The following is a 23,951-nucleotide window of genomic DNA, read 5'->3' as shown; positions in this document are numbered from 1 at the left end:
CTTTTCAAAACCCCGTGCAACCCCGCAATCTTTAAAGCGAAAGGCATTTTTATGAAACATGGAAAGAAATTCGAAATTCGGTGATGTGGCAGCGGTGTTCCACAAAAAGACACAGAGCCGGGAAAAAACGTCGCACAAAACAGATTTGTGAGTGGTCCGGAGTCGCCAAGCGCAAATGTTGCGATTAGATAGGCGGAAATCCGCTCGCCGATCACACGAGCAAATGACGACAACAAGGGCCGCATGAAGCTTCTCGAGAACTATATCCTGCGACGGACAACGCAGATGTTTCTGGTAGCGCTGCTTCCGGTGCTGGCCATCATCTGGACCATCCAGGTTCTCCAGAGAATCAATCTGGTGACGGATACCGGTCAGTCGATGGGGTCATTCATGGCGCTTGCGACCATGATTCTTCCGACGCTCATTCCTGTCGTTCTGCCGTTTGCGCTGGTTATCGGCATCACGCAGACGTTCACGGCGATGAACAACGATTCCGAGCTTGCCATCATCGATGCGGCCGGTGCGCCGCGCATGATCATGTTTCGCCCTGTTCTCGTTCTCGCAGCCGTGCTGAGTGCACTCTCCTTCACCATCACCAACTTCATCGAACCACCTGCCCGCAATTCGGCGCGGCAGATGGTTGCCGCCGCCTATGCGGACCTCCTGTCGTCGGTGATCGAGGAAAAGACGTTCCGCACCATTCAGGACGGTCTCTACGTTCAGATCGGACAGCGGCAGGGCCGCATTCTCAAAGGTCTGTTTGTTGCCGACCGCCGCGACCCCAACTTCGACCTCATCTATTACGCCAAGGAAGGCATGATCGACGAGAGCGGCACGTCGCTGACGATGCGCGACGGCGAAGTGCAACAGAAGACGCCTGACGGCAAGGTTTCGATCGTCAAGTTCCTCTCCTACGCATTCGATCTCTCCACCATGTCGGAGAAAAAGGACACCGAGCAGTCGCTTTCCCCGAGCGACGCGAGCCTTGGCTTCCTTCTGTCTCCCGATGAGAGCAATTCGAGCTACGCCCGCGCGCCGGAGAGCTTCCGAAGCGAATTGCACAAGCGCCTGTCCGACTGGCTGTTCGCTTTCTCCTTTGCACTGATCTCGCTGGTGATCGCGGCAGATGCCCGTTCGCATCGTGAAGCGCGGCTTCATCCGATGGTCGCCGCCCTCATCACAGCTTTCATGCTGCGCTGGGCCGGTTTCTACGTGACCAACCAGGTCAAGCAGAGCGCCGCCTTCATTCCGCTGGTTTATGCCGTTCCTGGCCTCAGCGGCGCGGCGGCAGCATTCGTGCTCATGACGGGTCGCAAGCCCAGAACGCCGAAATTCATCGCCAATGCCGCCGGGCGCTTGCGCCGACTGTTCACCGACAGAATGGCGCGCAGTTCGGGGAGCGGCAACGCATGATCTTCAACACCCTCGCCCGCTATTTCCTGAGACGCTATTTGATGACGGCCGTCTGGTTCGTTCTCGGCGTTTCAGCGATCATCTATCTCGCTGACTTCAGCGAAACGGCCAGACGCATGTCCAGCCTGCCCGGATATTCCGTGCCCGCGGCACTCGGCCTGACGGCGCTGCGACTGCCGCTTATTCTTCAACAGACCGTTCCGTTCATCGCGCTCTTCGTGGGTATGACGACGCTTATTTCGCTCAACCGGCGTTATGAGTTGGTGGTGACGCGCGCAGCCGGAATTTCGGCCTGGCAGTTCATTCTGCCATTCGTGCTCGGCTCGGTGCTGATCGGCATATTGTCCGTGACCGTGCTCAACCCGATTGCTGCCTGGGGCCAAAACCAGTCGCTTTCGATGGAGGCCGGCTGGCGTAACGAGGCCAATGCCGGCCGTCAGCAGGACGTCATTCCGTGGCTTCGCCAGTCGAGTGGCGGGCAGGATACGATCATCGGCGCAAAGAGCTTCGAGGACAACGGAACGCTGCTTCTCGACGTCGTTCTGGTGCACCTCGACAAGAGCGGTAACATCGTTTCCAGACAGGATGCGAAGTCGGCTAAGTTGGAAGATGGTTACTGGCTTCTTAACGGTGTGACAGAGACGCGACCTGGCCATGTGCCAGTTCGGCAAGACAGCACCCGTATCAGTACCAATCTGAGACAGGAATTCGTTCAAGAACGGATGACTCAGGCGGAAACCGTTGCTTTCTTTGATCTTTCTCGCAAGATCGAGATCGCGAAGTCTTTCGGCCTCTCTTCGAAGGCGCTCGAAACGCAGTATCACTTTCTGCTATCGACGCCTCTTCTTTTGGTCGCGATGACCTTGATCGCCGCGACCGTTTCACTAAAGTTCAGCCGCTTCGCCCAATCGCGCTCCGTGATTCTGGGTGGAATCGTTTCCGGCTTCGTGCTTTATGTAATAACCGTGCTCGTAAGAGCGTTCGGGAGCAGTGGCGTTGTCCCTCCCTTCGTGGCGGTCTGGGTTCCAGTCACCGTTGCGTTGGCGCTAGGTGCAACGATTTTGCTTCATCAGGAGGACGGCTAGTGGCGGTATATGACCGCGGGAATATCAGACGGCTTTGGACGGCCCTTCTGACAGGTGCCGCTGTGTGCGCATATCTGGCATCCGGACAGGTCGCTATCGGCCAGGACGGCATCTTTGCGCCCGGAAGCCAAGACGATTCGAAACTCCTGCTTACAGCGAATGAACTGACCTATAACCGTGATGCAGAACGCATTATCGCGAAGGGTGTGGTTCGCATGCATTATTCGGGTTACCGCATGGTGGCCCAGCAAGTGGAATATAACCAGCAGACCGGCCGCGTGATCGCACGCGGCAACATCGAGCTGATCGAGCCGAGCGGCAACAAGATCTATGCCGATGAGCTGGATGTCACTGACGACTTTGCTCAGGGCTTCGTAAACGCCCTGCGTGTCGAGACACCTGACAACACCCGTATTGCCGGCGAGAGCGCAGAACGCCTCGACAGCGATGTGATGGTGCTGAACAACGGTGTCTACACCGCCTGTCTGCCGTGCGCGCAACGCCCGGACAAGGCACCGCTCTGGCAGGTCAAGGCCGAGCGCGTCGTTCAGGACGGAAAGACCCACACAGTGCGTCTGGAAAAAGCCCGTTTCGAGCTTTTCGGACAACCGATCGGCTATCTGCCGTTCCTGACTGTTCCGGATAACACCGTGAAGCGGAAGTCTGGCTTCCTGTTCCCGCAGATGAGCATCACCGATAATCTCGGTTTCGGCATCGGCGTGCCCTATTTCCACGTCCTGTCCGACACGGCAGACGTGACTGTTACGCCGACCTATTACACGACGCAGGGTCTGCTTCTGCAGGCTGAAATCCGTCAACGTTTTGAAACCGGCTACCATACCGTGCGGATGGCAGGCATCGACCAGCAGAGCTCCGACACCTTCACGGCCGGAACCAGCGATGCGCTGAACGACACCCGCGGCATGATTGCCAGCAAGGGCGACTTCAGCATCAATCCACGCTGGGCGTTCGGCTGGGACGCCATGGTCCAGACTGACAACAACTTTTCGCGCACCTATGAGCTGAAGGGTTACAAGAACGACGTTCAGACGAACCAGTTCTACCTGACAGGCATCGGCGAGCGGAACAAGTTCGACCTGAACGCCTATTACTTCAACGTTCAGGACACGGATGATTCCGAATCTGAAGAGCGCAAACAGGCAATCGTTCACCCGGTTCTCGACTACCGCTATTTCGTACCGGACCCGATCTATGGTGGCGAGTTGTCGCTGACAACCAATCTTACCAGCATCACGCGCCTGAAACAGGATGCCTATGCACTTGGTGGTTATTCGCGCTTCAACGGCCTGGAAGGCGATTACACGCGCTTCACGACAGAAGCCGAATGGAAGCGTACCTTCACATTCGACAGCGGCGTGCAGTTGACGCCGCTCTTCGCCGCACGTGGCGATGCCATGTGGTCGGACATGTCTCCGGCAAGCTTCACGTCAGGCGGCACCTCTTATGCCTATGAGGGCATGATGCAGGACGACGCAGCGTTGCGCGGCATGGTCACGGGTGGTCTTGAAGTGCGTTATCCGTGGTTGTTTACGGCTGCGAACAGCAACCATGTCATCGAGCCGATCGCGCAGATTTTCGTGCGTCCGGACGAATCCTATTCCGGTCGTTTCCCGAACGAGGATGCGCAGGCGTTCGTGTTCGACGCGACCAACCTGTTCGATCGTGACAAATTCTCCGGCTACGATCGCATCGAAGGCGGTACGCGCGCAAACATCGGTTTCCGCTATAACGGCACATTCGACAATGGATATGGCGTGCGGGCGATTGCCGGTCAGTCGTTCCATCTCGCGGGTGAAAATTCCTTCGCTTCCTACGATCTGGTCAATGCCGGCGCCAATTCCGGTCTTGAATCCGATCGTTCGGACTATGTCGCGATGGCAGCCTTTGACGCACCTATCGGCCTCTCCTTCTCGACGAGTGTCCGTCTTGACAAGGACGACCTCGACATCAACCGGTCTGAAACAGGTGTGGCCTATTCCGATCGCCGCGTGACCGGCAAGGTCAGCTATACGCAGGTCAAGGCGCAACCGAAATACGGCTACAACGAAGACCGTGACATCATTCAGGCATCCGGTTCCCTTCGCATGACCGATAACTGGTCGTTGTTCGGTTCAATCAACTACGACCTGAACGGCAAGTTCGCCGAAGAGCGCCGCGTCGGTATTCTCTATCAGGACGAATGCACGATCTTCACAGTCAGCTATTCGGATGAAGGCACGATCACGTCGAACAGACAGTCTGCCAACGACTGGTCGATCAATGCCCGCATTGCCTTCCGCACGCTCGGCGATATCAGTGTCGGCTCTGCCAATGAGGACTGGAGCGACATGGATATCGGCTGGAAACCGAACAACTACTAAGCTGAAAAACGGAGCGCAGGGCAAATGCGCTCCGTTTTCGTCTTCAGCGTGTCGTAGCGGCCTCGTCCGCCACGCTTTCGCCGCAAGAGATCGCCAGTGTCGATCCCGATTTTTTTGATTTTCATTTGGAAGATCGATGCATTGCCGTTTTGCGGATCGCGATGATATATACGGGTCGCATTCGCGGCGCGGATGAACAAGCCGATGTCTGACAGTGACGAACCGCGAGGCGGTATTCGCGCAGGACGGACGGAACAGACTGCCGGGCAAGCCGAAAACCTTGCCTGCCCGACGAGAGGGAGAAGGAAATGATGAGTTTCGGAAAGACGGCTTTGCGCGGCGCGGCGTTGGCCTTTGCGATCTTCGCCGTCCCGATGGCTGTTTCGCCACTTACCAGCCAGGCGTTTGCCGACAGCACGGTGAAAATCGTCGTCAACAAGACCCCCATCACCAGCGATGATATTTCGAAACGCGTTGCGTTCCTGAAACTGCAGCGTCAGAGCGGCAACCTCAACCAGAAGGCTCGCGACCAGCTGGTCGACGAAGCCCTGAAGCGTGAAGAGATCGCCCGCGTAAAGATGTCCGTCAGCACCGATGACGTTGACGCCGCGTTCGCTCGTTTCGCCGCCAACAACAAGATGAACCCGCAGCAGTTGACGCAGATCCTGTCGCAGGCCGGCGTCGGTGCCGACCACTTCAAGTCCTTCATTGCCGTGCAGATGAGCTGGCCGCGCCTCGTGAACGCCCGTTATGGCGCACGCGCCAAGATGTCGACGCAGGATCTCGTAACGCGCCTCAAGGAGCGTGGTGAAAAGCCTGTGACGACGGAATATTTCCTGCAGCAGGTGATTTTCGTCATTCCCGAATCCAAGCGCAAATCGATCACCGGCAAGCGCAAGAGCGAAGCTGAAGCATCGCGCAAGAACTATCCGGGCTGCGAACAGGCCAAGACATTCGCTGCCACCATGCGCGACGTCGCGATCAAGGATCTCGGCCGCATTCTCGCACCAGAGCTGCCCGAGGACTGGAAGGCTCTTGTTGAAAAGACCAAGGAAGGCGGCACCACCGGTACACGCGTCACCGAAAAGGGTGTTGAATATCTGGCGATCTGCAAGCAGCGTCAGGTTTCGGACGACTACGCGGCCGAACTGGTCTTCAAAGCTGAAGACCTGATGAAGGCCAAGGATGGCGAGAACCCTAACGAGGCGAAGTATATGGAAGAACTGCGCAAAAAGGCGCAGATCGTCAACACCTGACGCGAAAGCCTGCCATCCGTGACACAGATTTCCCTGCCGCTTGCCCTGACCCAGGGCGATCCCGCTGGTATTGGCCCTGATATCGCAATTACAGCATGGGCAAAACGCAGGGAAACAGGTCTGCCGCCGTTCATCTATATCGGTGACCCGGATGTGGTGGCGAGCCGTGCCGCCTTGCTCGGCATCGACATTGTGATCAAGACCTGTGAGGTTGAAGACGCGGTCGCGTGTTTCGACGATGCTTTTCCGGTTCTCTCCCTGCCCGTCGGTTTTGACGTGCAGGCTGGCCAGCCGCATGTCGGCGCTGCCCATGCGACGATCAAAGCCATCGAGACGGCAGTCGCGCTCACCGTCGAAGGCAAGACTGCCGCAGTCGTTACCAATCCCATCGCAAAATCCGTGCTCTACGAGGCAGGTTTCGGTTTTCCGGGCCACACGGAATTCCTCGCCGACCTTGCATTGCGGATGACTGGCAAGGCCGTAACGCCGGTGATGATGATTGCCGGCCCGAAAGTCCGCGTTGTGCCGGTCACGATCCACATCCCGGTCAAGGACGTTCCTTCCGCTTTGACGGAAGAAGCCATCGTCGAGACCTGCCGTATTATCGATACGGATCTGAAACAGAAATTCGGCATTGCCGCACCGCGTCTGGCCATAGCCGGTCTCAACCCGCACGCGGGCGAGGACGGTGCCATCGGCGTCGAAGATCGCGATATTATTCACCCCGCCGTCATGGGGCTTCGCAAGGAGGGCGTTGATGCTTTCGGGCCTCTGCCCGCCGACACCATGTTCCATGACGCCGCCCGCAAACGTTATGACGTGGCTGTCTGCATGTATCACGACCAGGCACTCATTCCGGCCAAGGCACTTGGTTTCGACGATTCCGTCAATGTCACGCTCGGCCTGCCTTTCATCCGCACATCGCCGGATCACGGCACCGCTTTCGGCATCGCCGGTCAGGGTATTGCGAATGAAACAAGCCTCGTGGCAGCGCTGAAGATGGCTGCAGACATTGCCGGTCGCGGCAAGGCTGGTCTTTGATGGCGGCCATTGACGGGCTCCCCCCTCTCAGGGACGTTATCCAGCGCCATGGTCTGGATGCGAAGAAATCTCTCGGGCAAAACTTCCTCTTCGACCTGAACCTCACACAGAAGATCGCGAGAACCGCTGGCCCGCTGGAAGGCGTCACGGTCATCGAGGTTGGTCCTGGCCCTGGCGGCCTGACACGCGCCATCCTCTCGCTTGGCGCGAAGAAAGTCATCGCCGTTGAGCGCGATAGCCGATGCCTGCCGGCACTGGCCGAAATTCAGGCCCATTATCCCGGACGCCTTGAGGTGATCGAGGGCGATGCGCTGAAGACCGATTTCGAGACGCTTGTTCCGGCCGGGGAGCCGGTCAGGATCATCGCCAATCTTCCCTACAATGTTGGCACGCAATTGCTGGTCAACTGGCTACTCCCCAAAGCGTGGCCTCCGTTCTGGCTGTCGATGACGCTGATGTTCCAGAAGGAAGTCGGTCAACGCATCGTGGCGGAAGAAGGCGACAACCACTACGGGCGCCTCGGTGTGCTGGCCGGGTGGCGGACAGTGGCTGAAATGGCCTTCGACGTGCCGCCGCAAGCCTTCAGCCCGCCGCCAAAGGTCACCTCTACCGTCGTGCATCTGTTGCCGAAGGACAAGCCGATGCCCTGCGACGTGGCGAAGCTTGAAAAGGTGACCGAAGCGGCCTTCGGTCAGCGCCGCAAGATGCTGCGGCAGAGCGTGAAAGCGCTGGGCGGCGAAACGCTTCTGGAAAAAGCCGGGATCGACCCGACGCGTCGAGCGGAAACGCTCTCCGTCGAGGAATTCGTGACGCTCGCGAATTCGCTCTAGACTTTATCCGATCCGCATTTCGGGCATGTAACGAGGGTTTGAAAGTGGACAATCAAACGTTTCACTACAAGCTCGATGGCGCCTCTTCCTCGACGGCATCACCTGTCGTTTTGCTGCATGGATCGGGACGTACCGAAGACGACCTCCTGCTGTACGGTCGTGAAGCTTTTCCGGGGAATAAGCTGTTTCTACCGAGAGGAAATGTCGCCTGGGAAAACGGGTTTGCGTTTTTCAGGCGACACCCGGACAGAACGCTTGATATCGAAGACCTGAGAGATCAGGCAGCCAGGCTCTGCGACTTTCTGGAGTTTGTGGCTCGCCAAACCGGACAAAGACCGTTTGTCGCAGGATACTCGAACGGCGCGATCATCGCTGCAGAGACGATATTTCAGAAGCCTGAACTGTCGCGAGGCGCCATTCTGCTGCGACCGCTGTCGCCGCGCTCTGGTGAACCCTTCCCGCCGCTCCATGGATACCCTGTCCTGCTGCTCGCAGGGATGCGGGACGACAGACGTCACCCAGAGGATGCGCCGTTCCTTGCAGATCAATTGACAATGGCGGGGGCCGCGGTGTCGCTGAAAACGCTCACGGGTGGTCACGGCTGGGCGGATGACGCAGCCGATGTGCGCCATTCGCAGGACTGGCTGTCGTGCCAGTAATCAACCCGATTCGGGAATCAGGTCAGCTTTAGAGTTTTGGCTCTTCTTCAAGCAATTCGCGCACGAAGTCGAACATGCCGTGGCGACGGTCGCGACGCACGCGCTCGGCCTTCACAATGGCCTCCACGGCGTCGAAAGCAGCCTGCAGGTCATCATTGAGAATGACATAGTCGTAATCGCGCCAGTGCTCGATTTCAGAGCGGGAATTTACCAGGCGCGTCTGAATGACCGCTTCTGTGTCTTCAGCTCGGCGATGCAGGCGCGATTGCAGCTCGGTCATTGTCGGGGGAAGGATGAAAATCGACACGACGTCACTCTTCATCTTGTCCTGAAGCTGCTCGGCGCCCTGCCAGTCGATGTCGAACAGCATGTCCATGCCTTCGGCCATCGCCGCTTCCACCGGCTCTCTGGGAGTGCCGTAGAAATTGCCGTGCACTTCGGCCCATTCTAGCAACGCATCGCCATCACGCATCAACTCGAATTCGCGCTTGGAGATGAAATGATAGTGGATGCCTTCAATCTCGCTTTGACGGCGTGGACGTGTCGTCACGCTGACGGACAGCTTGATGTTCTTGTCCTTGTCCAGAAGGTTTCTGGCAATCGTGGACTTGCCCGCGCCTGACGGCGACGAGATCACCAGCATCAGCCCTCTGCGGGCAATCTTGACGGGAGAATTGTTCACCGGGGCCATGGCCTACTCCAGATTTTGGACCTGTTCGCGGAATTGGTCGATCACCACTTTCAGCTCGATACCAGCAGCGGTTACCGCACTGGCGTTCGATTTGGAACAGATGGTATTCGACTCCCGGTTAAATTCCTGTGCAAGAAAGTCGAGCTTGCGCCCAATCGGGCCACCAGCCTTCAAAAGCTCACGCGAGGCTGCAACATGCGCGTAGAGGCGGTCGATCTCCTCGCGCAGATCCGCCTTCGTTGCAATCAACGCCGCTTCCGCATGCAAACGGTCACGGTCCAGTCCCTGGGTCCCGTCACCAATCAGGGCGATCTGCGCGGCAAGGCGCGCGGCAATCTGCTCCGGTTGCCGCGACGGGTCGCGTTCAATAACCGTCGCAAGCTGCTCGATGCGGTCGATATGCCCCGACAGAATACCGTAGAGCGATTCCCCTTCCCGCTCGCGCATTGCCTTGAGCTTAAGAACGGCTTCGGCAAAACCCGCCAGCACATCGCGATTGCGGGCAGCCTGCGCCTCGGCGTCATCTTCCGCCTCGCGGAAGTCCACCAGCCCGCGCACGGACAGCAGCGTGTCGAAACTCAACGGCTTGTCGTCAACGACATTGCCGAGCTCCTTCTTAAGCGCCAGCACAGCATCCAGCGCGTCGCGGTTGATAACCGCTTCCAGCCGGTTTTCGGCGGTTGCCAGCGATAACCCCGCCTGGATATTGCCGCGCGACAGGCTGCGGGATGCAACCTCGCGCAATTCCGCTTCCAGACCTTCCATACCCGTTGGCAGACGCAGACGTAAATCCAGGCCCTTGCCATTCACGGAGCGTAGCTCCCATGCCCAGCGATAGCGTCCGGACGCACCTTCGCTGCGTGCGAAGCCGGTCATCGATTGCAATGTCATTCCTGAAGTCCCCACAGCATCATGCAAACCGGGCCTCGTTTGATCGAGGCCCGGCAAAAACTCATCAATTGTTGGCTGGTTTTTCCGCTTCCGAACCACCCGGCTGGCCGTCTACGGCAACGTCGGGATTGCCACCGGCTGCCGCTTTTTCCGCCTCGATCTTGCGCCAACGGCGGACATTGGCGTTGTGTTCTTCCAGTGTCTTGGCAAAAGCATGACCGCCCGTCCCATCGGCGACGAAATAAAGATCGTCCGTGCGCCAGGGATTGGCAACCGCTTCCAGTGCGGCACGGCCTGGATTGGCAATCGGCGACGGCGGCAGGCCCTTGATGACATAGGTATTGAACGGCGTCTGCTTCTGCAGGTCGGACTGGTAGATCGGCCGGTCGGACGGTTTGCCGTCGCCACCAAACAGTCCGTAGATGATCGTCGGGTCAGACTGCAGGCGCATGCCCTTCTTCAGGCGGTTGTAGAATACGGAGGCCACATGGGCGCGCTCGTCGTCCTTGCCGGTTTCCTTCTCGACAATAGACGCCAGCGTTACAAACTCTTCAACTGTCTTGATCGGCAGGTCGGGATCGCGGCGCTCCCAGATCATCTCGATCAGCTTGTTCTGGGCAACGCTCATCTGATTGACGATTTCTTCGCGCTTGGTGCCACGCGTGAAACGGTAGGTATCGGGGCGAAGGCTGCCTTCCGCCGGCAGGCTGGCGGGAAGCTCTCCGTCCAGAACCTCGTCGGCTGCCAGACGAGCAAACATCTGCTTGACCGTCAGACCTTCCGGCAAAGACACGGAATAGAGAATCGACTTGCCGGACTCCAGCAACAGCAGGATGTCCTTCATCGAGGCGGCAGCCTTGATCTCATATTCGCCCGCCTTCAGCGTCTGCTCCTTCTGAAGATAGCTGCCGGTCATCAGACGGAAAACACGTGCGTTGGTGATGACGCCATTGCGCTCCAGATTGTTGGCAATCTCGATGAGGCCGGCGCCGTTGCGCACTGTGAAATGGGTATTGGCTTCCAGCGGACCGGGCTCCTGGAAGGAGTTGATCATGTAATAGAAGGCGGCAACGGCAAGCACGCAGACGGCAACCGCCAGCGTCATCAGGAAATTCAGGAAAATCACCAGTTGCCCATGAGCCTTGCGGGAACGCTTTGGCGGAGCCGGAACTTTTTCCGGCCGCAGCGCCTCCGTCGGAGACTTCGGAATGATCGGGCCGCGGCTACCTTCGCCCGCGCCGTCGCGTCCGTATTGTCCCTGGCTGTTCTGGTTCGTATCGCTCACCGGCGGTCCTTTTCAGTTCGGCATTATCAGCGCTTTTTGCGCAGGCAATGCGGCAAAAACAGGTTCGGGATGCCATCCTGCACCACATCAAAGCATCGGTGGCGGTTTTCCGCACGGTTTTACGAAAACTCGTTCCCTATACGGCAGATAACGCAAACTGACATAAGTTTTGCGAAGCGGAAAAGTTGCCTCGCCTAAGGCGTTATCCTTGGCCTCCGATGCACAACGACCGGAGGCGGTTTTCGACGATTCCGTCTTTAACGGCAAGAGCCGTCAGACAATCAGGCTTCGTAGCGACGCAGAACGAGCGACGCGTTGGTGCCGCCGAAGCCGAAGGAGTTCGACAGGGCAACGTTGACGTCGCGCTTGCGGGCCTTGTGCGGCACGAGATCAATCTTCGTCTCGACATCGGGATTGTCGAGGTTCAGCGTCGGCGGGACGATGTTGTCGCGGATCGCAAGTGTTGCGAAAATTGCTTCGATCGCACCTGCCGCGCCGAGGAGATGGCCCGTAGCCGACTTGGTCGACGACATCGAAATCTTCGACGCAGAATCGCCAACCAGACGTTCGACCGCACCGAGTTCGATGGTGTCGGCCATGGTCGATGTACCGTGGGCGTTGATGTAGTCGATATCGTCGGGCGTCAGGCCGGCGCGCTTCAGCGCCATGGACATGCAGCGATAAGCGCCCTCACCGTCTTCGGACGGCGCGGTGATGTGGTACGCATCGCCAGACAGGCCGTAACCGACAACTTCTGCGTAGATCTTCGCGCCGCGTGCCTTGGCGTGTTCGAGCTCCTCGAGAACCACGATACCGGCACCCTCGCCCATGACGAAACCGTCGCGGTCACGGTCATAGGGACGCGATGCCTTCTGCGGGTCATCGTTGTGCTGTGTGGAGAGCGCCTTGCAGGCAGCAAAACCGGCAAGCGCAATACGGCAGACCGGCGATTCGGCGCCACCGGCAACCATGACGTCAGCATCACCGAGGGCAATCAGGCGCGCGGCGTCGCCAATGGCATGCGCACCGGTCGAGCAGGCTGTTACGACGGCATGGTTCGGTCCGCGCAGCTTGTGGCGGATGGACACCTGACCAGACACCAGATTGATGAGGCGGCCGGGAATGAAGAAAGGCGAAACGCGACGCGGACCCTTGTCTCGCAGCGTGTAACCGGCTTCGACGATACCTTCGAGACCGCCGATACCGGAGCCGATCAGGACGCCGGTCATGATCTGGTCTTCGTCGGTTTCAGGGTGCCAATTGGCGTCGTTCAGCGCCATGTCGGCTGCTGCCATACCGTAGACGATGAAGGGATCGACCTTGCGCTGTTCCTTCGGCTCCATCCAGTCATCAGGATTAAAAGTGCCATCGGAACCATCGCCAAGCGGAATACGGCAGGCGATTTTTGCGGGAAGGTCTTCAACCTCGAATTCCGTGACCAGACGGGCGCCGTTCTGGCCGGCAAGCAGCCGCTCCCAGGTCACTTCCGTTCCGCATCCAAGAGGAGATACCATGCCGGTACCGGTGATAACGACACGCCTCATGCCAACGCTCCGCCCTTATCCAATCATCGGTCTTTTCTTGCTGCGTCTCTGATCGTCGATGACTTGCAGATGACACTACAACATTCTGAATATGCGCATAAACCATTTTGCCGGACCATTTCCGGCCAAAGGGACTACGCGCCGGAGACACGCGCCAGCTCTGCGTGCGCCTCTCGCTATAAAATATTGGCCCGGACAAGCCGGGCCAGAACGGGAGGTTGAATAACCTCCCCGAGTACGGTCGATCAGGCCTGTGCCTTTTCGATGAACTTTACGGCGTCGCCAACGGTCAGGATCGAGTCGGCAGCGTCGTCAGGGATTTCAACGCCGAACTCTTCTTCGAAAGCCATAACCAGTTCAACGGTGTCGAGCGAGTCAGCGCCCAGATCGTCGATGAAGCTTGCGCCTTCAACAACTTTGTCGGCGTCAACGCCAAGATGATCAATTACAATTTTCTTTACGCGTTCTGCGATATCGCTCATGTCGGTTTCCTCGACCTTTATTTTAAAAGGGAATGCCTTGCGGCACCCTGCCCTGTCAGAAGCCCTCAAGCACCGTTCAAATCCGGCACCGCGGGCAAACCCGTTAAACCCGGTCCAAGCTAGACATCGTTGCAAAAATTCGCAACGGCTTACTGTCTCTCCGGGACGACTGTTCACAGTCTTGGCCCGCTTAACATGGTTTCAATCGGTCGAAAAGCCTGAAAACGCGCTAAGCACAGCGTATCACAGGCTCTTTCGCCTGAAACCAGAGCGGGTAGACACTTGCAGGCGCCAGGAAAATGCCTGGTTCGACCCAGGCGCCAGCAAGATTTCAAAAGACGCGAGACCCTTTCCGCAACGGAAGGGGCATCACATCAGATCATCGCCATGCCGCCGTTCACATGCAGCGTCTGGCCTGTCATGTAACCCGCTTCGTTGGATGCGAGATAAAGCACGGCGGAAGCGATTTCCGCACCGGTTCCCATGCGCTTCATGGGAATGGCACCCATGATGGCTTCTTTCTGCTTGTCGTTCAGCTTGCCGGTCATGGCACTTTCGATGAAGCCCGGAGCCACGCAATTGACGGTAACGTTACGGGTTGCAATTTCCTGCGCCAGCGACTTGGAGAAGCCGATCATGCCGGCCTTCGACGCGCAGTAGTTTGCCTGGCCGGGGTTGCCGGTCACGCCAACGATTGAGGTGATATTGATGATGCGGCCGAAACGGCGGCGCATCATCGGATGCGTCAGTTCGCGCGTCAGGCGGAACATCGCCGTCAGATTGACTTCAATGACGTTGTCCCAGTCTTCGTCGCTCATACGAACGAAAAGGCCATCCTTGGTAATGCCGGCGTTGTTGACGAGGATGTCGACGCCTTCCAGCTCGGCCTCGGCCTTTTCACCCAGCGCCTTAACCTCGGCGCGGTCCGCCAGGTTTGCCGGGAAAATCTTGACGCGATCGCCAAGCTCAGCGGCGAGTGCCTCAAGCTTTTCGACGCGCGTGCCGTGCAGGCCGACGGTTGCGCCCTGCGCGTGCAGCATGCGGGCGATTTCTTCGCCGATGCCGCCGGTTGCGCCTGTGACGAGAGCCTTGCGGCCGGTCAAATCAAACATGGAATGTTCCTTCTTTAAACGGGGCGACCGCGGCCTTCAGCCTGCGAGGGTCGCCAGGAGCTGATCGATATCGGCAGCATTGTTGACGGCGACGCCATTCACCGTCTTGTCGATGCGGCGCGCAAGCCCTGTCAGGACCTTGCCGGAGCCGATCTCATAAAGTTGCGTGATGTTGTTGGCGGCAAACCACTCCACCGTCTCGCGCCAGCGAACCTGACCGGTGACCTGCTCCACCAGCAGTGCAGCGATTTCATTGGCATCGGAGACAGGCGCCGCGCGCACGTTGGCGATGACGGGCACGATCGGGTTCTTCTTTTCCACCTGTGCAAGCGCTTCACGCATCGCATCTGCCGCAGGGCTCATCAGCGCGGAATGGAAGGGCGCGGAAACCGGCAACATGATGGCGCGCTTCGCACCCTTTTCAGAGGCAATGGCGGCCGCCTTTTCAACGGCAGCCTTGCCACCGGAAATCACGAGCTGCCCGCCGCCGTTGTCATTGGCGATCTGGCAGACGCCGAGGCTTTTCGCCTCTTCGCAGATTGCGGAAACGACGTCATGCTCAAGGCCGATGATAGCCGCCATCGCACCTTCACCAACAGGCACGGCAGCCTGCATGGCGTTGCCGCGAATGCGGAGCAGGCGGGCGGTGTCGGCGATCGAGAACGTGCCGGCAGCGCAAAGTGCCGAATATTCACCAAGCGAGTGGCCGGCGACATAGGAAACGGAATCGGTCAGCTTGAAACCGCGCGCTTCCAGCACGAGCATCACAGCCATCGAAACGGCCATCAGCGCAGGCTGCGCATTGGCGGTCAGCGTCAACGTTTCTTCCGGTCCGTTCCACATGATATCGGACAGCTTCTGGCCGAGCGCTTCATCGACTTCTTCGAAGACAGCGCGTGCTTCTACGAACGTATCGGCAAGTTCCTTGCCCATGCCGACGGCCTGGCTTCCCTGACCTGGAAATGTGAATGCAGTACCCATGGGATGTGGTCCTTCTTTTCTGGCCTTCCCTTATATTATCGGGACTTCCATTCACATTCCGGCCCATGAAGTCAAGGCTTGAAGCCTGTGGATGGGCCAAGCCACGGGGTTTTGCCGTCCAATTTCACGTTTTCAATGCAGCATATTTTTTCTTGCACTGCGGCATTTCCAGACTAATTTCATGCCACCTTCCAAGCATCAGGACATTTCCATGAGACATAGAACATTGGGCCGCACGGATATCTCCGTGTCCGAAATCTGCCTTGGCACGATGACGTGGGGCACCCAGAACACGGAAGCCGAAGCCCATCAGCAGATGGATTACGCCCTGGAAAACGGCGTCAACTTCTTCGATACGGCCGAACTTTATCCCACCACACCGGTGTCAGCCGAAACGCAGGGCCGCACGGAAGACTATATCGGCACGTGGTTCGAAAAGACCGGCAAACGCAAGGACGTCATTCTTGCCACCAAGGTCGCAGGCTCCGGCCGTGATTATATTCGTGGCGGGCGTGATATCGATGCCAGTGCCATTCGCGAGGCGGTCGACACAAGCCTAACGCGACTGAAGACAGATTATATCGACCTCTACCAGATTCACTGGCCGAATCGCGGCACCTACCATTTCCGCGGCGTATGGGGTTTCGATGCCAGCGGTCAGGCTACAGAACGGACGCTCGCCGAGATCACCGAAAAGCTGGAAACTCTTGGCGAACTGGTCAAGGCCGGCAAAATCCGCGCAATCGGCCTTTCGAATGAAAGCGCCTGGGGCACGCAGAAGTACATCGATATCGCCGAGGCCGCCGGTCTGCCGCGTGTCGCAACCATTCAGAACGAGTACAATCTGCTCTACCGCAGCTTCGATCTCGACCTGTCCGAAGTGGCTCATCACGAGAATGTCGGCCTTCTCGCCTACTCGCCTCTGGCGGCTGGCCTTCTGACCGGCAAATATCAGAACGGTGCGCGCCCGGCCGGTTCGCGTGGCACGATCAATCGCGATCTCGGCGGCCGTCTGCAACCGCTGCAGGAAGCGCCGGTGAAGGCCTACATCGATCTCGCTGCCAAGCACGGCATCGATCCGGCACAGCTCGCCATCGCCTTCTGCCTGACCCGCCCGTTCATGGCTTCCGTGATCATCGGCGCAACGACAGTCGACCAACTGAAGACCGATATCGCAGCAGCAGATGTCAAACTTTCCGACGACGTTCTGAAAGGCATTGCCGAAATTCATCGGCAGTATCCAATGCCGATCTGACCCCAGACATCGGACAAAGAATTTCATGCCCCGCAGTTGCGGGGCATTTTTCATTATAGACGCTCAGACCCTTACCCCCTGTCCGACGCAATCAAGATAAAACCGAGGATTTCAAAAACGATGCCCAGTATTTCAGAACCGGTCGTCCTGGTTCACGGCCTCTTCGGCAATCTCAACGATCCGGAGATACTGGCGCCGTTTGACGGTATCGACGTACATACGCCTGACCTGATCGGTTACGGCCGATACCGCAATGAGCCCATCGAAAATTTGACCTTGCGCGATCAGGCCGACCACGTCGCCAGTCATATCCACAATATCGGCCGTCAAAAGGTTCATCTTGTCGGGCATTCAGTCGGCGGCGCGGTTTCGGCGCTGGTTTGCCGACATTATCCAGATATGATCGCCTCGTTTACAAGCGTCGAAGGCAATTTCACGCTGAAGGACGCCTTCTGGTCGGGACAGATCGCCCAAAAGCCCGATGCAGAAGTGGCAGAGATCATAAGAGAGTACGAGGCGGACCCGGCTCAATGGATCGCCAAGGCGGGCGTCCCGGTCAATGACTGGACATTGTCGCTTGCAAAGGGATGGCTGGCCAATCAGCCAGCCACGACGATCAAGGCGCAGGCAAGGGCTGTTGTTGCGGCGACGGGGCACGACGACTATCTGTCCGGCCTGCGCGCGACGATGGGAAGCGGCCTTCCGGTCTATCTGGTTGCCGGCGCCCGTTCCGCCTCCGGTTGGGATGTCGCAGACTGGGCAAACGATCTTTGCAGGATGCGCGTCAACATTCCCCGCACCGGACACCTGATGATGGCGGAAAATCCGGCATTGTTCGCGTCCACAATTCTCAACTGCCTTTCCTGCGCATGAGCGAAATGGCGAGAAAGCCAGACTTTCCCTTGCATTCCCGGCAAAAATGCGTATAAGCGCGCTGTTCACGACACCCGGTCTTATGGCTGGTGGCTGAACGGAGGGCTGGTTTCGGTAACGGAACAGCAGGAACCATAAGGTTTTTCCGGCCTCCCGTGTCTCCGCTCTCGACCGTCTCGAACAACGCTTTTCTTGCTTTCGGCATATGCCGGCCAAGAGCAGTCGTTGAGGCTTAGCGCCGTTGCCGGGTGAAGGACAAAACGCAAGAAAGGCAAGCTTAAATGGCTCTTTACGAACACATCTTCCTTGCTCGGCAGGATATTTCTGCTCAGCAGGTCGACGCACTTGTAGAACAGTACAAGGGCGTTATCGAATCGTTCGGCGGTAAAGTCGGACGCGTCGAAAACTGGGGTCTGAAGTCCCTCACCTACCGCATCAAGAAGAACCGCAAGGCTCACTACGCCCTGATGGACATCGACGCTCCGGCGGCTGCTATCCATGAAGTTGAGCGTCAGATGCGCATCAACGAAGACGTTCTTCGTTACATGACCATCGCTGTTGAAGCCCACGAAGAAGGCCCGTCCGCGATGATGCAAAAGCGCGATCGTGACGACCGTCCGCGCCGTGACGGTGACCGTCCGGACCGTGGCCCGCGCGAAGGCTTTTCCCGCGACGACCGTCCGCGCCGTCCGCGCGAAGACCGTGCATAAGAAGGAGATTTGACCAATGGCTGACGCATCCTCTTCCCCGGCACGCCGCCCGTTCCACCGCCGTCGCAAGACGTGCCCTTTCTCCGGCGCAAACGCTCCGAAGATCGACTACAAGGACGTACGTCTTCTGCAGCGCTACATTTCTGAGCGCGGCAAGATCGTTCCTTCGCGCATCACCGCCGTTTCCCAGAAGAAGCAGCGCGAACTCGCTCAGGCGATCAAGCGTGCACGCTTCCTCGGCCTGCTGCCTTACGTCGTAGCATAATGACTTTGCGAGGCTGCGTTTCGACGCGGCCTCGTTTCTCCTTCCGCGTTGGGCGCGGATCGAGACAGACATAAAACCCATGTTGGGGACAACGCTCCACCGGAACGGTCCTCTAACTGCTTAATTTCCAGCAGGACAGCGAAGTGCAAAAGTTGAACCAGACAGTGCTGACCACCGGCATCCTAGCCGGCATATGCGCCGCGTTTCTGACGCTGGGCGCAACCGCACAGTCGTCGCTTTCTTTCCTGCTCTATGCTGCTTCCGCCATGCCGATCCTGATTGCAGGCATGGGATGGGGCAACATGGCCGCCATCGTGGCCATCGTGACCACGGCCGCCATCGGCGCTGTTGTCATGTCGCCGCTGTTTGCCGTGACGATCGCGATCTTTACGCTGATCCCGGCAGGCTGGGTGTCTCACCTTGCGAACCTCGCACGCCCGGCCTCCGAAATCGGCGGCCCGCAGGATTTGCTCGCCTGGTATCCGCTTTCCGGCATCCTGCTGCATCTTTGCCTTCTCATCTCGATTGCCGTCGTCATTCTCGGCTGGACGATCGGTTATGGCCCCGACCTCGTTTCGCGCCTGGTCGATATGATGATGACGTCTGTTCAGAGCCGCGAGCCACTGTTTGAGCCTGATGCCGCAGCGCTGGCGCAGAGCAAGTCACTGCTCGTGCTGATGTTGCCGATCGTGCAGGGCGGCCTTTGGGTTCTGCTGCTGTTTACAGCCTATTATCTGGCCACCCGCGTGGTCGGTTCCTTCGGCAAGGGTCTTCGCCCTCGTGAAGACGTTCCGTCGGCACTTCGCATGCACCGCAATGCGGTTTTCATTTTCCTCGCAGGCATTGTCGCGACATTTGTGGGCGGTGTTCCCGCCATGATCGGCGCGGTTGTCTGCGGCACCTTCGGCGCAGGTTTCCTGATGTCCGGATATGCCTCGCTGCACAAGCGGGCGCGCGGCAAGGACTGGCGCATCCCCGTACTGGTACTCGCTTACCTGTCGGCAATCTTCGTCTTTCCGCTTCTCATCATTCTCGTGCTCGGTTTGAGCGACGTGCGCAGCACGATCTCCCTCACGCCGACGCGGAAAACTGACAATACGAACGAAACCAACACCTGAAACTAGAAAGGATCAAGAAGATGGACGTTATTCTTCTCGAACGCATCAACAAGCTCGGCCAGATGGGCGAAACCGTAAAGGTTCGCGACGGCTACGCACGTAACTTCCTGCTGCCGCAGGGCAAGGCACTGCGCGCCAACGCAGCCAACAAGACCCGTTTCGAGACCGAGCGTGCAACGCTCGAAGCTCGTAACCTTGAGCGCAAGTCGGAAGCCCAGAAGGTTGCCGAAGCTCTCGCAGGCAAGTCCTTCATCGTCGTCCGTTCGGCTGGCGAAACCGGCCAGCTCTACGGTTCTGTCGCTGCTCGTGACGTTGTTGAAATCCTCGCTGCAGAAGGCTTCAACGTTGGCCGCAACCAGGTTGAGCTCAACACGCCGATCAAGACCATTGGTCTGCACAACGTAACGCTGCACCTGCATGCTGAAGTCGAGCTGCAGGTCGAGCTGAACGTTGCTCGTTCGGCTGAAGAAGCTGAGCGTCAGGCAAAGGGCGAAAGCCTCACCTCCGCTGACGCCATCTACGGCGTTGACGAAGACGCTCTGCGCCCGGAAGACTTCTTTGATCCGGATGCAGAATTCGAAGGCGACGACGCATAATTTCAGAGCCCCCAACGGCTCAAAAAAGAACCCCGGATGGCAACATCCGGGGTTTTTCTTTGTCTGGCAGAGGTTTGAACGGCATTCAGTTCGCGGCGAGCCTGGCCTGGTCCGGCTCCTGGCTCTTGTCCACATGGACGACCACTGACATGCCGGGCGTCAATTCCGCAGCCAGAGGCTGATCAGGATCGATGGCGATACGAACGCCGACCCGCTGCGCGATCTTCACGAAGTTTCCGGTCGCATTGTCCGGCTTGATGACCGAGAATTCGGAGCCGGTCGCGGGCGAAAAGCGCTCGATATGGCCGGTGAGCTTTCTGCGATGCAGGGCATCGACGGCAATCGTCACAGGCTGGCCGGCCTGCATGCCGCTCAACTGGGTTTCCTTGAAGTTGGCGATGATCCAGACCTCGTGCGGGACGACGGCCATCAATTGCGTGCCGGCGGTCACATATTGCCCGACGCGGACGCCGACTTCGCCAAGCTTGCCGTCGCGCGGCGCGTGGATTTCGGTATTCTGCAGGTCGATCCTGGCCAGCTCGACCGCAGCCTCAGCATTGGCGACAGCGGCCTGCAACGAGCCACGGTTGACGATGATCGTCTGCAGATCCTGCTGCGAAACCTCAAGGGCTGCCTTGGCCTGAGAGACCGAAGCACGCGCCTTTTCCAGAGCGGCATGCGCCTCTTCCTGCGAGCTGGAGGTACCAGCCCCGCTTCTGATGAGGTTGTCCTGACGGTCGGACGCGAGCTGCGCCTGTTTCAACGATGCCTCGGCGCTTTCAACCGCTGCCTTGCTGGACGCGATATTGGCGTTGGCGGCGTTTTCCTGCTGACGGGAATTGTCGAGCGCGGCCTTGTGCGTGTCGAGTGTCGATTCGGCCTGTGCAAGCTTCTGGGAATAGATACGGTCATCTATTTTGACCAGCAGCGCACCTTGCTTGACCTCCTGATAGTCCTTGACCGGCACGTTGACGACATAACCGCTGACCTGCGGGCTCATGGTGGTGACATAACCGCGCACGAAAGCGTTGTCGGTCATTTCGACGGCAGACTGGAACGGTGGCAACCGCCATGCGTAGAGCACGAGCGCGACGCCCGCGATGCCACCAAGTAGGACAAGAATAGAAACCGGGGTAAAAATCTTCTTCAGCATTTTTGTTACTCTTGGACGTTCATGACTGTTGTGCCGGCACGGCATCAACGTTGTCCCGAACAATAAGCGGGCGGATGCGCAGCCATGCGTGGTGAATGAGAAGCGTTGCCAATGCCAGCGCCGAAACGACTGAGATCAGCAGGAAAGTATCGTTGTAAGCGAGCACGTAAGCTTCCTTGGTGACCTGCTGACTGAGAAGAGCCAGCCCTTCTGCGTTCAGCAAGACCGGGTCGGAGATAACGTGACTGTAGGCACTGGAGAGTTGCGAGACGCGTTGCGTGACCATCGGATTGGTCAGGAGGATGTTTTCGACCAGGACGTTGGAATGGAATTTTTCACGCAGGGTGACGAAACTGCCAAGCAGGCCGGTCATCAACATCGAACCGGTGATCTGCGTGAACAGGAAGATGGTGATGAAATTCACCAGATACGGCACACCCTTCGCCAATGCCCCGGCGAAACCTTTCGCCATGACCGGCGGCAGGAACATCGCCGCACCGAACGCGATCATCATCTGGCTGAGATACATCTGTTCCGGCCGCGTCAGGTTGGTGGACTGGCTGTCCATGAATGAACCTGTAGCAATGAGAGCGAGCGCAATCACATGGGCCGTTTCGACATATTTCGTCAACATCAACCACGCGCAGGCGGCACCGCCAAGCACGGTCGCCAGAAGAACAAGCGCGTAGAGCGTTGTCGTCTGATCATTGAGCAGGCCAAGCTGCTGGTAGAAACTGACTGCTGTTGAGGACTGTTCCGAAGACACGGCGCGGTAGACGAGCAGCACACCCATGACATGCATGTTGGTTTTCGAAAAGATCCAGCGCAGATCGAGAAGCGGGTTCTTGCGCGGCAGCTCGACGAAGGCCAGCACCGTCAGCAGGGCAATCGCGACGGCAAGCAGCACACCGAGCCACCATGTCTCGAACCACCAGTAAAACCGGCCGAGTGTGAGGAACACGGCAAGACAGCCCAGACCGCCCGCAAACAGCAGGTAGCTCAGGATGTCCATGCGCTCGATCACCTTGGCGCTTGGCGGTGGTGTAACCTTCAGAACATAGATCAACGCGAGCGAGATCAATGCAAGGCCGATTTCGAGCGAATAAAGTGCGTTCCAGCCATCGATCTGCAACAGCGACGGCGAGACCAGTCTTGCCAGCGGCGCAGACAGAAGCGTGCCTGTGAGCGCGATACTGAAGCCGAGCGAGAACTTCTTCGAAGGCGGAAATGCCTCGAGAATATAAAGGAAGCCGAGCGACGAAAGCGGTGCTGCCGCCATGCCGCTGACAAAGCGAACGACGATGGCCGAATGCAGGTCCGTGACAAACAGGTTAAGACAGGACACCACGACAAACAGCAGGATGCTGACCTCGGCAAATGGCCGAAGGCCATATTGCGCCCTGACCTTGAAGAGCGCGATCGAGAAGGTCGCATAGGGCGCCATATAGGCAGCCGAAAGCCAGGCCACTTCTGCCACAGTGCCGGAAAACTCTCCCTGCAACTGATAGATATTGGCCATGACGAGGTTCATGCCCATGCCCTGCGTGATGAAAAACAGCAGGCCACCGAAAATGTAGCTCAACCGCATCCAGAGCGGGCGTTCTACCGGCTGTGGCGGCTGGGCAGGCGCAGGCGCCGGTTGCTCGACAACGTCGAGAGCCTTTTCCGGCTCTGGCGTTTCGTCGGCGGCAAGGGTTTGAGGCAGGGTATTGCTCACGGCTTTGCCCTTTCCACCGCAAGGCTCTGCAGATTGGCAGAGAGCCTGCGCATCACATCGAGCGCGAGACGCAGATCGTCAGTCGAAATATCGGCGACAATTTCTGCCCGCAGCTCCTTTGCCAGACCCTGAACCGCTTCCGAGGTCTGTTTTCCATCCGGCGTCATGTGAATCCGCTTCGCCCGACGATCATTCGCGTCAGACCGCCGTTCGATGAGATTTTGTTTCTCCATGCCGTCGAGAACCCGCACGAGGGTCGGCGTTTCGATTTCCATTTCCTCGGCAAGTTCGGTCTGGGTCAATGGCCCACGCCGCGACAGTGCAAAAAGCGCACGAGCGCGCGCCAGCGTCAGACCGCTTTCGGCGACCCTCGCATCGAAAAATGCGCGCAGCTTTCGGGTAAAGGCCGAAACCTCATCGAGAAGCTGTTCCTTGTCGGTTTCACGCGACATCTAAGTTAACCTTATAATTAGTAAGCTATCTATTTTGTCCCTATTTATTTTGAAAGCTGACGATTTTCAAGAATTTTTCCTGAGGGGGCAGCTATGCGATAAAAACATGATACTCGAATCAGACGCCGCCGGGTACCGGCACGATGTCCCTGCCCTGCCTG

The 23,951-nt window shown here is 58.2% G+C and carries 23 protein-coding genes; 13 read left to right on the top strand and 10 right to left on the bottom strand.

The window, feature by feature from the left end; genetic code table 11:
- The first annotated feature begins 243 nt into the window (after positions 1–243).
- The 7 genes from HWX89_RS00575 to HWX89_RS00545 all read left to right on the top strand — a co-directional run bounded on the left by HWX89_RS00575 (position 244) and on the right by HWX89_RS00545 (position 8,665).
- Positions 244–1,413 (top strand): LptF/LptG family permease, encoded by a 1,170-nt coding sequence (locus tag HWX89_RS00575; RefSeq protein ID WP_138795696.1) that lies wholly within the window; start codon positions 244–246, stop codon positions 1,411–1,413.
- On the top strand, positions 1,410–2,498 hold the full coding sequence (gene lptG, locus HWX89_RS00570) for an LPS export ABC transporter permease LptG (protein ID WP_138795697.1): 1,089 nt from the start codon (positions 1,410–1,412) through the stop codon (positions 2,496–2,498). Before HWX89_RS00575 ends, lptG begins: the two co-directional genes overlap by 4 nt.
- On the top strand, positions 2,498–4,879 hold the full coding sequence (locus tag HWX89_RS00565; RefSeq protein WP_138795698.1) for an LPS-assembly protein LptD: 2,382 nt from the start codon (positions 2,498–2,500) through the stop codon (positions 4,877–4,879). The genes lptG and HWX89_RS00565 overlap by 1 nt, the downstream gene beginning before the upstream one ends.
- A 308-nt stretch (positions 4,880–5,187) precedes the next feature.
- Positions 5,188–6,135: a SurA N-terminal domain-containing protein gene (locus HWX89_RS00560; protein WP_138795699.1), complete on the top strand. Its 948-nt coding sequence runs from the start codon at positions 5,188–5,190 to the stop codon at positions 6,133–6,135.
- Positions 6,136–6,153: 18 nt separating this feature from the next.
- Positions 6,154–7,176, top strand: a complete 1,023-nt coding sequence (gene pdxA / locus HWX89_RS00555; protein WP_138795700.1) for a 4-hydroxythreonine-4-phosphate dehydrogenase PdxA — start codon at positions 6,154–6,156, stop codon at positions 7,174–7,176.
- Positions 7,176–8,006: a 16S rRNA (adenine(1518)-N(6)/adenine(1519)-N(6))-dimethyltransferase RsmA gene (rsmA, locus tag HWX89_RS00550; RefSeq protein WP_138795701.1), complete on the top strand. Its 831-nt coding sequence runs from the start codon at positions 7,176–7,178 to the stop codon at positions 8,004–8,006. Before pdxA ends, rsmA begins: the two co-directional genes overlap by 1 nt.
- Positions 8,007–8,050: 44 nt before the next feature.
- The gene (locus HWX89_RS00545) at positions 8,051–8,665 is read left to right on the top strand and encodes an alpha/beta hydrolase (RefSeq protein WP_138795702.1); all 615 of its coding nucleotides are present in this window, start codon (positions 8,051–8,053) and stop codon (positions 8,663–8,665) included.
- A gap of 28 nt (positions 8,666–8,693) precedes the next feature.
- Here HWX89_RS00545 and gmk read toward each other — a convergent pair whose 3' ends face one another.
- From gmk to fabD, 7 genes are all read right to left on the bottom strand, one after another.
- Complete coding sequence (gene gmk / locus HWX89_RS00540) at positions 8,694–9,356, bottom strand: guanylate kinase (protein WP_138795703.1); 663 nt, start codon at positions 9,354–9,356, stop codon at positions 8,694–8,696.
- Positions 9,357–9,359: 3 nt separating this feature from the next.
- Positions 9,360–10,247 carry a YicC/YloC family endoribonuclease gene (locus HWX89_RS00535; protein ID WP_138795704.1) on the bottom strand — a complete coding sequence of 296 codons (888 nt, stop codon included), beginning with the start codon at positions 10,245–10,247 and terminating at the stop codon, positions 9,360–9,362.
- 64 nt (positions 10,248–10,311) lie between these two features.
- The gene (gene mltG / locus HWX89_RS00530) at positions 10,312–11,532 is read right to left on the bottom strand and encodes an endolytic transglycosylase MltG (protein ID WP_138795705.1); all 1,221 of its coding nucleotides are present in this window, start codon (positions 11,530–11,532) and stop codon (positions 10,312–10,314) included.
- 281 nt (positions 11,533–11,813) lie between these two features.
- Positions 11,814–13,076 carry a beta-ketoacyl-ACP synthase II gene (fabF, locus tag HWX89_RS00525; RefSeq protein ID WP_138795706.1) on the bottom strand — a complete coding sequence of 421 codons (1,263 nt, stop codon included), beginning with the start codon at positions 13,074–13,076 and terminating at the stop codon, positions 11,814–11,816.
- 245 nt (positions 13,077–13,321) lie between these two features.
- Positions 13,322–13,558 carry an acyl carrier protein gene (locus tag HWX89_RS00520; RefSeq protein ID WP_003502080.1) on the bottom strand — a complete coding sequence of 79 codons (237 nt, stop codon included), beginning with the start codon at positions 13,556–13,558 and terminating at the stop codon, positions 13,322–13,324.
- Positions 13,559–13,932: 374 nt separating this feature from the next.
- The gene (gene fabG, locus HWX89_RS00515; RefSeq protein ID WP_138795707.1) at positions 13,933–14,670 is read right to left on the bottom strand and encodes a 3-oxoacyl-[acyl-carrier-protein] reductase; all 738 of its coding nucleotides are present in this window, start codon (positions 14,668–14,670) and stop codon (positions 13,933–13,935) included.
- 36 nt (positions 14,671–14,706) lie between these two features.
- Complete coding sequence (gene fabD, locus HWX89_RS00510; protein ID WP_138795708.1) at positions 14,707–15,651, bottom strand: ACP S-malonyltransferase; 945 nt, start codon at positions 15,649–15,651, stop codon at positions 14,707–14,709.
- Between the two features lie 211 nt (positions 15,652–15,862).
- Between fabD and HWX89_RS00505 the strand changes: the two genes are divergently transcribed.
- From HWX89_RS00505 to rplI, 6 genes are all read left to right on the top strand, one after another.
- Positions 15,863–16,906, top strand: a complete 1,044-nt coding sequence (locus HWX89_RS00505; RefSeq protein ID WP_138795709.1) for an aldo/keto reductase — start codon at positions 15,863–15,865, stop codon at positions 16,904–16,906.
- Positions 16,907–17,026: 120 nt separating this feature from the next.
- A complete protein-coding gene (locus HWX89_RS00500) occupies positions 17,027–17,779 on the top strand; it encodes an alpha/beta fold hydrolase (protein ID WP_138795710.1) in 753 nt (250 codons plus the stop codon).
- Between the two features lie 281 nt (positions 17,780–18,060).
- Positions 18,061–18,489: a 30S ribosomal protein S6 gene (gene rpsF, locus HWX89_RS00495; protein ID WP_138795711.1), complete on the top strand. Its 429-nt coding sequence runs from the start codon at positions 18,061–18,063 to the stop codon at positions 18,487–18,489.
- A 16-nt stretch (positions 18,490–18,505) separates the two neighbouring features.
- On the top strand, positions 18,506–18,754 hold the full coding sequence (gene rpsR / locus HWX89_RS00490) for a 30S ribosomal protein S18 (protein ID WP_099057306.1): 249 nt from the start codon (positions 18,506–18,508) through the stop codon (positions 18,752–18,754).
- A 143-nt stretch (positions 18,755–18,897) separates the two neighbouring features.
- Complete coding sequence (locus tag HWX89_RS00485) at positions 18,898–19,872, top strand: YybS family protein (RefSeq protein WP_138795712.1); 975 nt, start codon at positions 18,898–18,900, stop codon at positions 19,870–19,872.
- A 20-nt stretch (positions 19,873–19,892) separates the two neighbouring features.
- Complete coding sequence (rplI, locus tag HWX89_RS00480) at positions 19,893–20,468, top strand: 50S ribosomal protein L9 (RefSeq protein ID WP_138795713.1); 576 nt, start codon at positions 19,893–19,895, stop codon at positions 20,466–20,468.
- Between the two features lie 85 nt (positions 20,469–20,553).
- Here the strand turns inward: rplI and HWX89_RS00475 are convergent, their stop codons facing one another.
- The 3 genes from HWX89_RS00475 to HWX89_RS00465 are packed head-to-tail and all read right to left on the bottom strand — an operon-like array spanning position 20,554 to position 23,790.
- Positions 20,554–21,621 (bottom strand): HlyD family secretion protein, encoded by a 1,068-nt coding sequence (locus HWX89_RS00475; RefSeq protein WP_138795714.1) that lies wholly within the window; start codon positions 21,619–21,621, stop codon positions 20,554–20,556.
- 19 nt (positions 21,622–21,640) lie between these two features.
- On the bottom strand, positions 21,641–23,338 hold the full coding sequence (locus tag HWX89_RS00470) for an MFS transporter (RefSeq protein ID WP_178340570.1): 1,698 nt from the start codon (positions 23,336–23,338) through the stop codon (positions 21,641–21,643).
- The gene (locus tag HWX89_RS00465; RefSeq protein ID WP_138795715.1) at positions 23,335–23,790 is read right to left on the bottom strand and encodes a MarR family winged helix-turn-helix transcriptional regulator; all 456 of its coding nucleotides are present in this window, start codon (positions 23,788–23,790) and stop codon (positions 23,335–23,337) included. Before HWX89_RS00465 ends, HWX89_RS00470 begins: the two co-directional genes overlap by 4 nt.
- Between the last annotated feature and the right edge of the window lie 161 nt (positions 23,791–23,951).

This window comes from Rhizobium sp. RM, from assembly GCF_013390595.1.
Classification (GTDB): Bacteria; Pseudomonadota; Alphaproteobacteria; order Rhizobiales; family Rhizobiaceae; genus Agrobacterium.
Note: the sequence above shows the minus strand (reverse complement) of the source record. Positions and strands in the feature narration are given on the sequence as shown.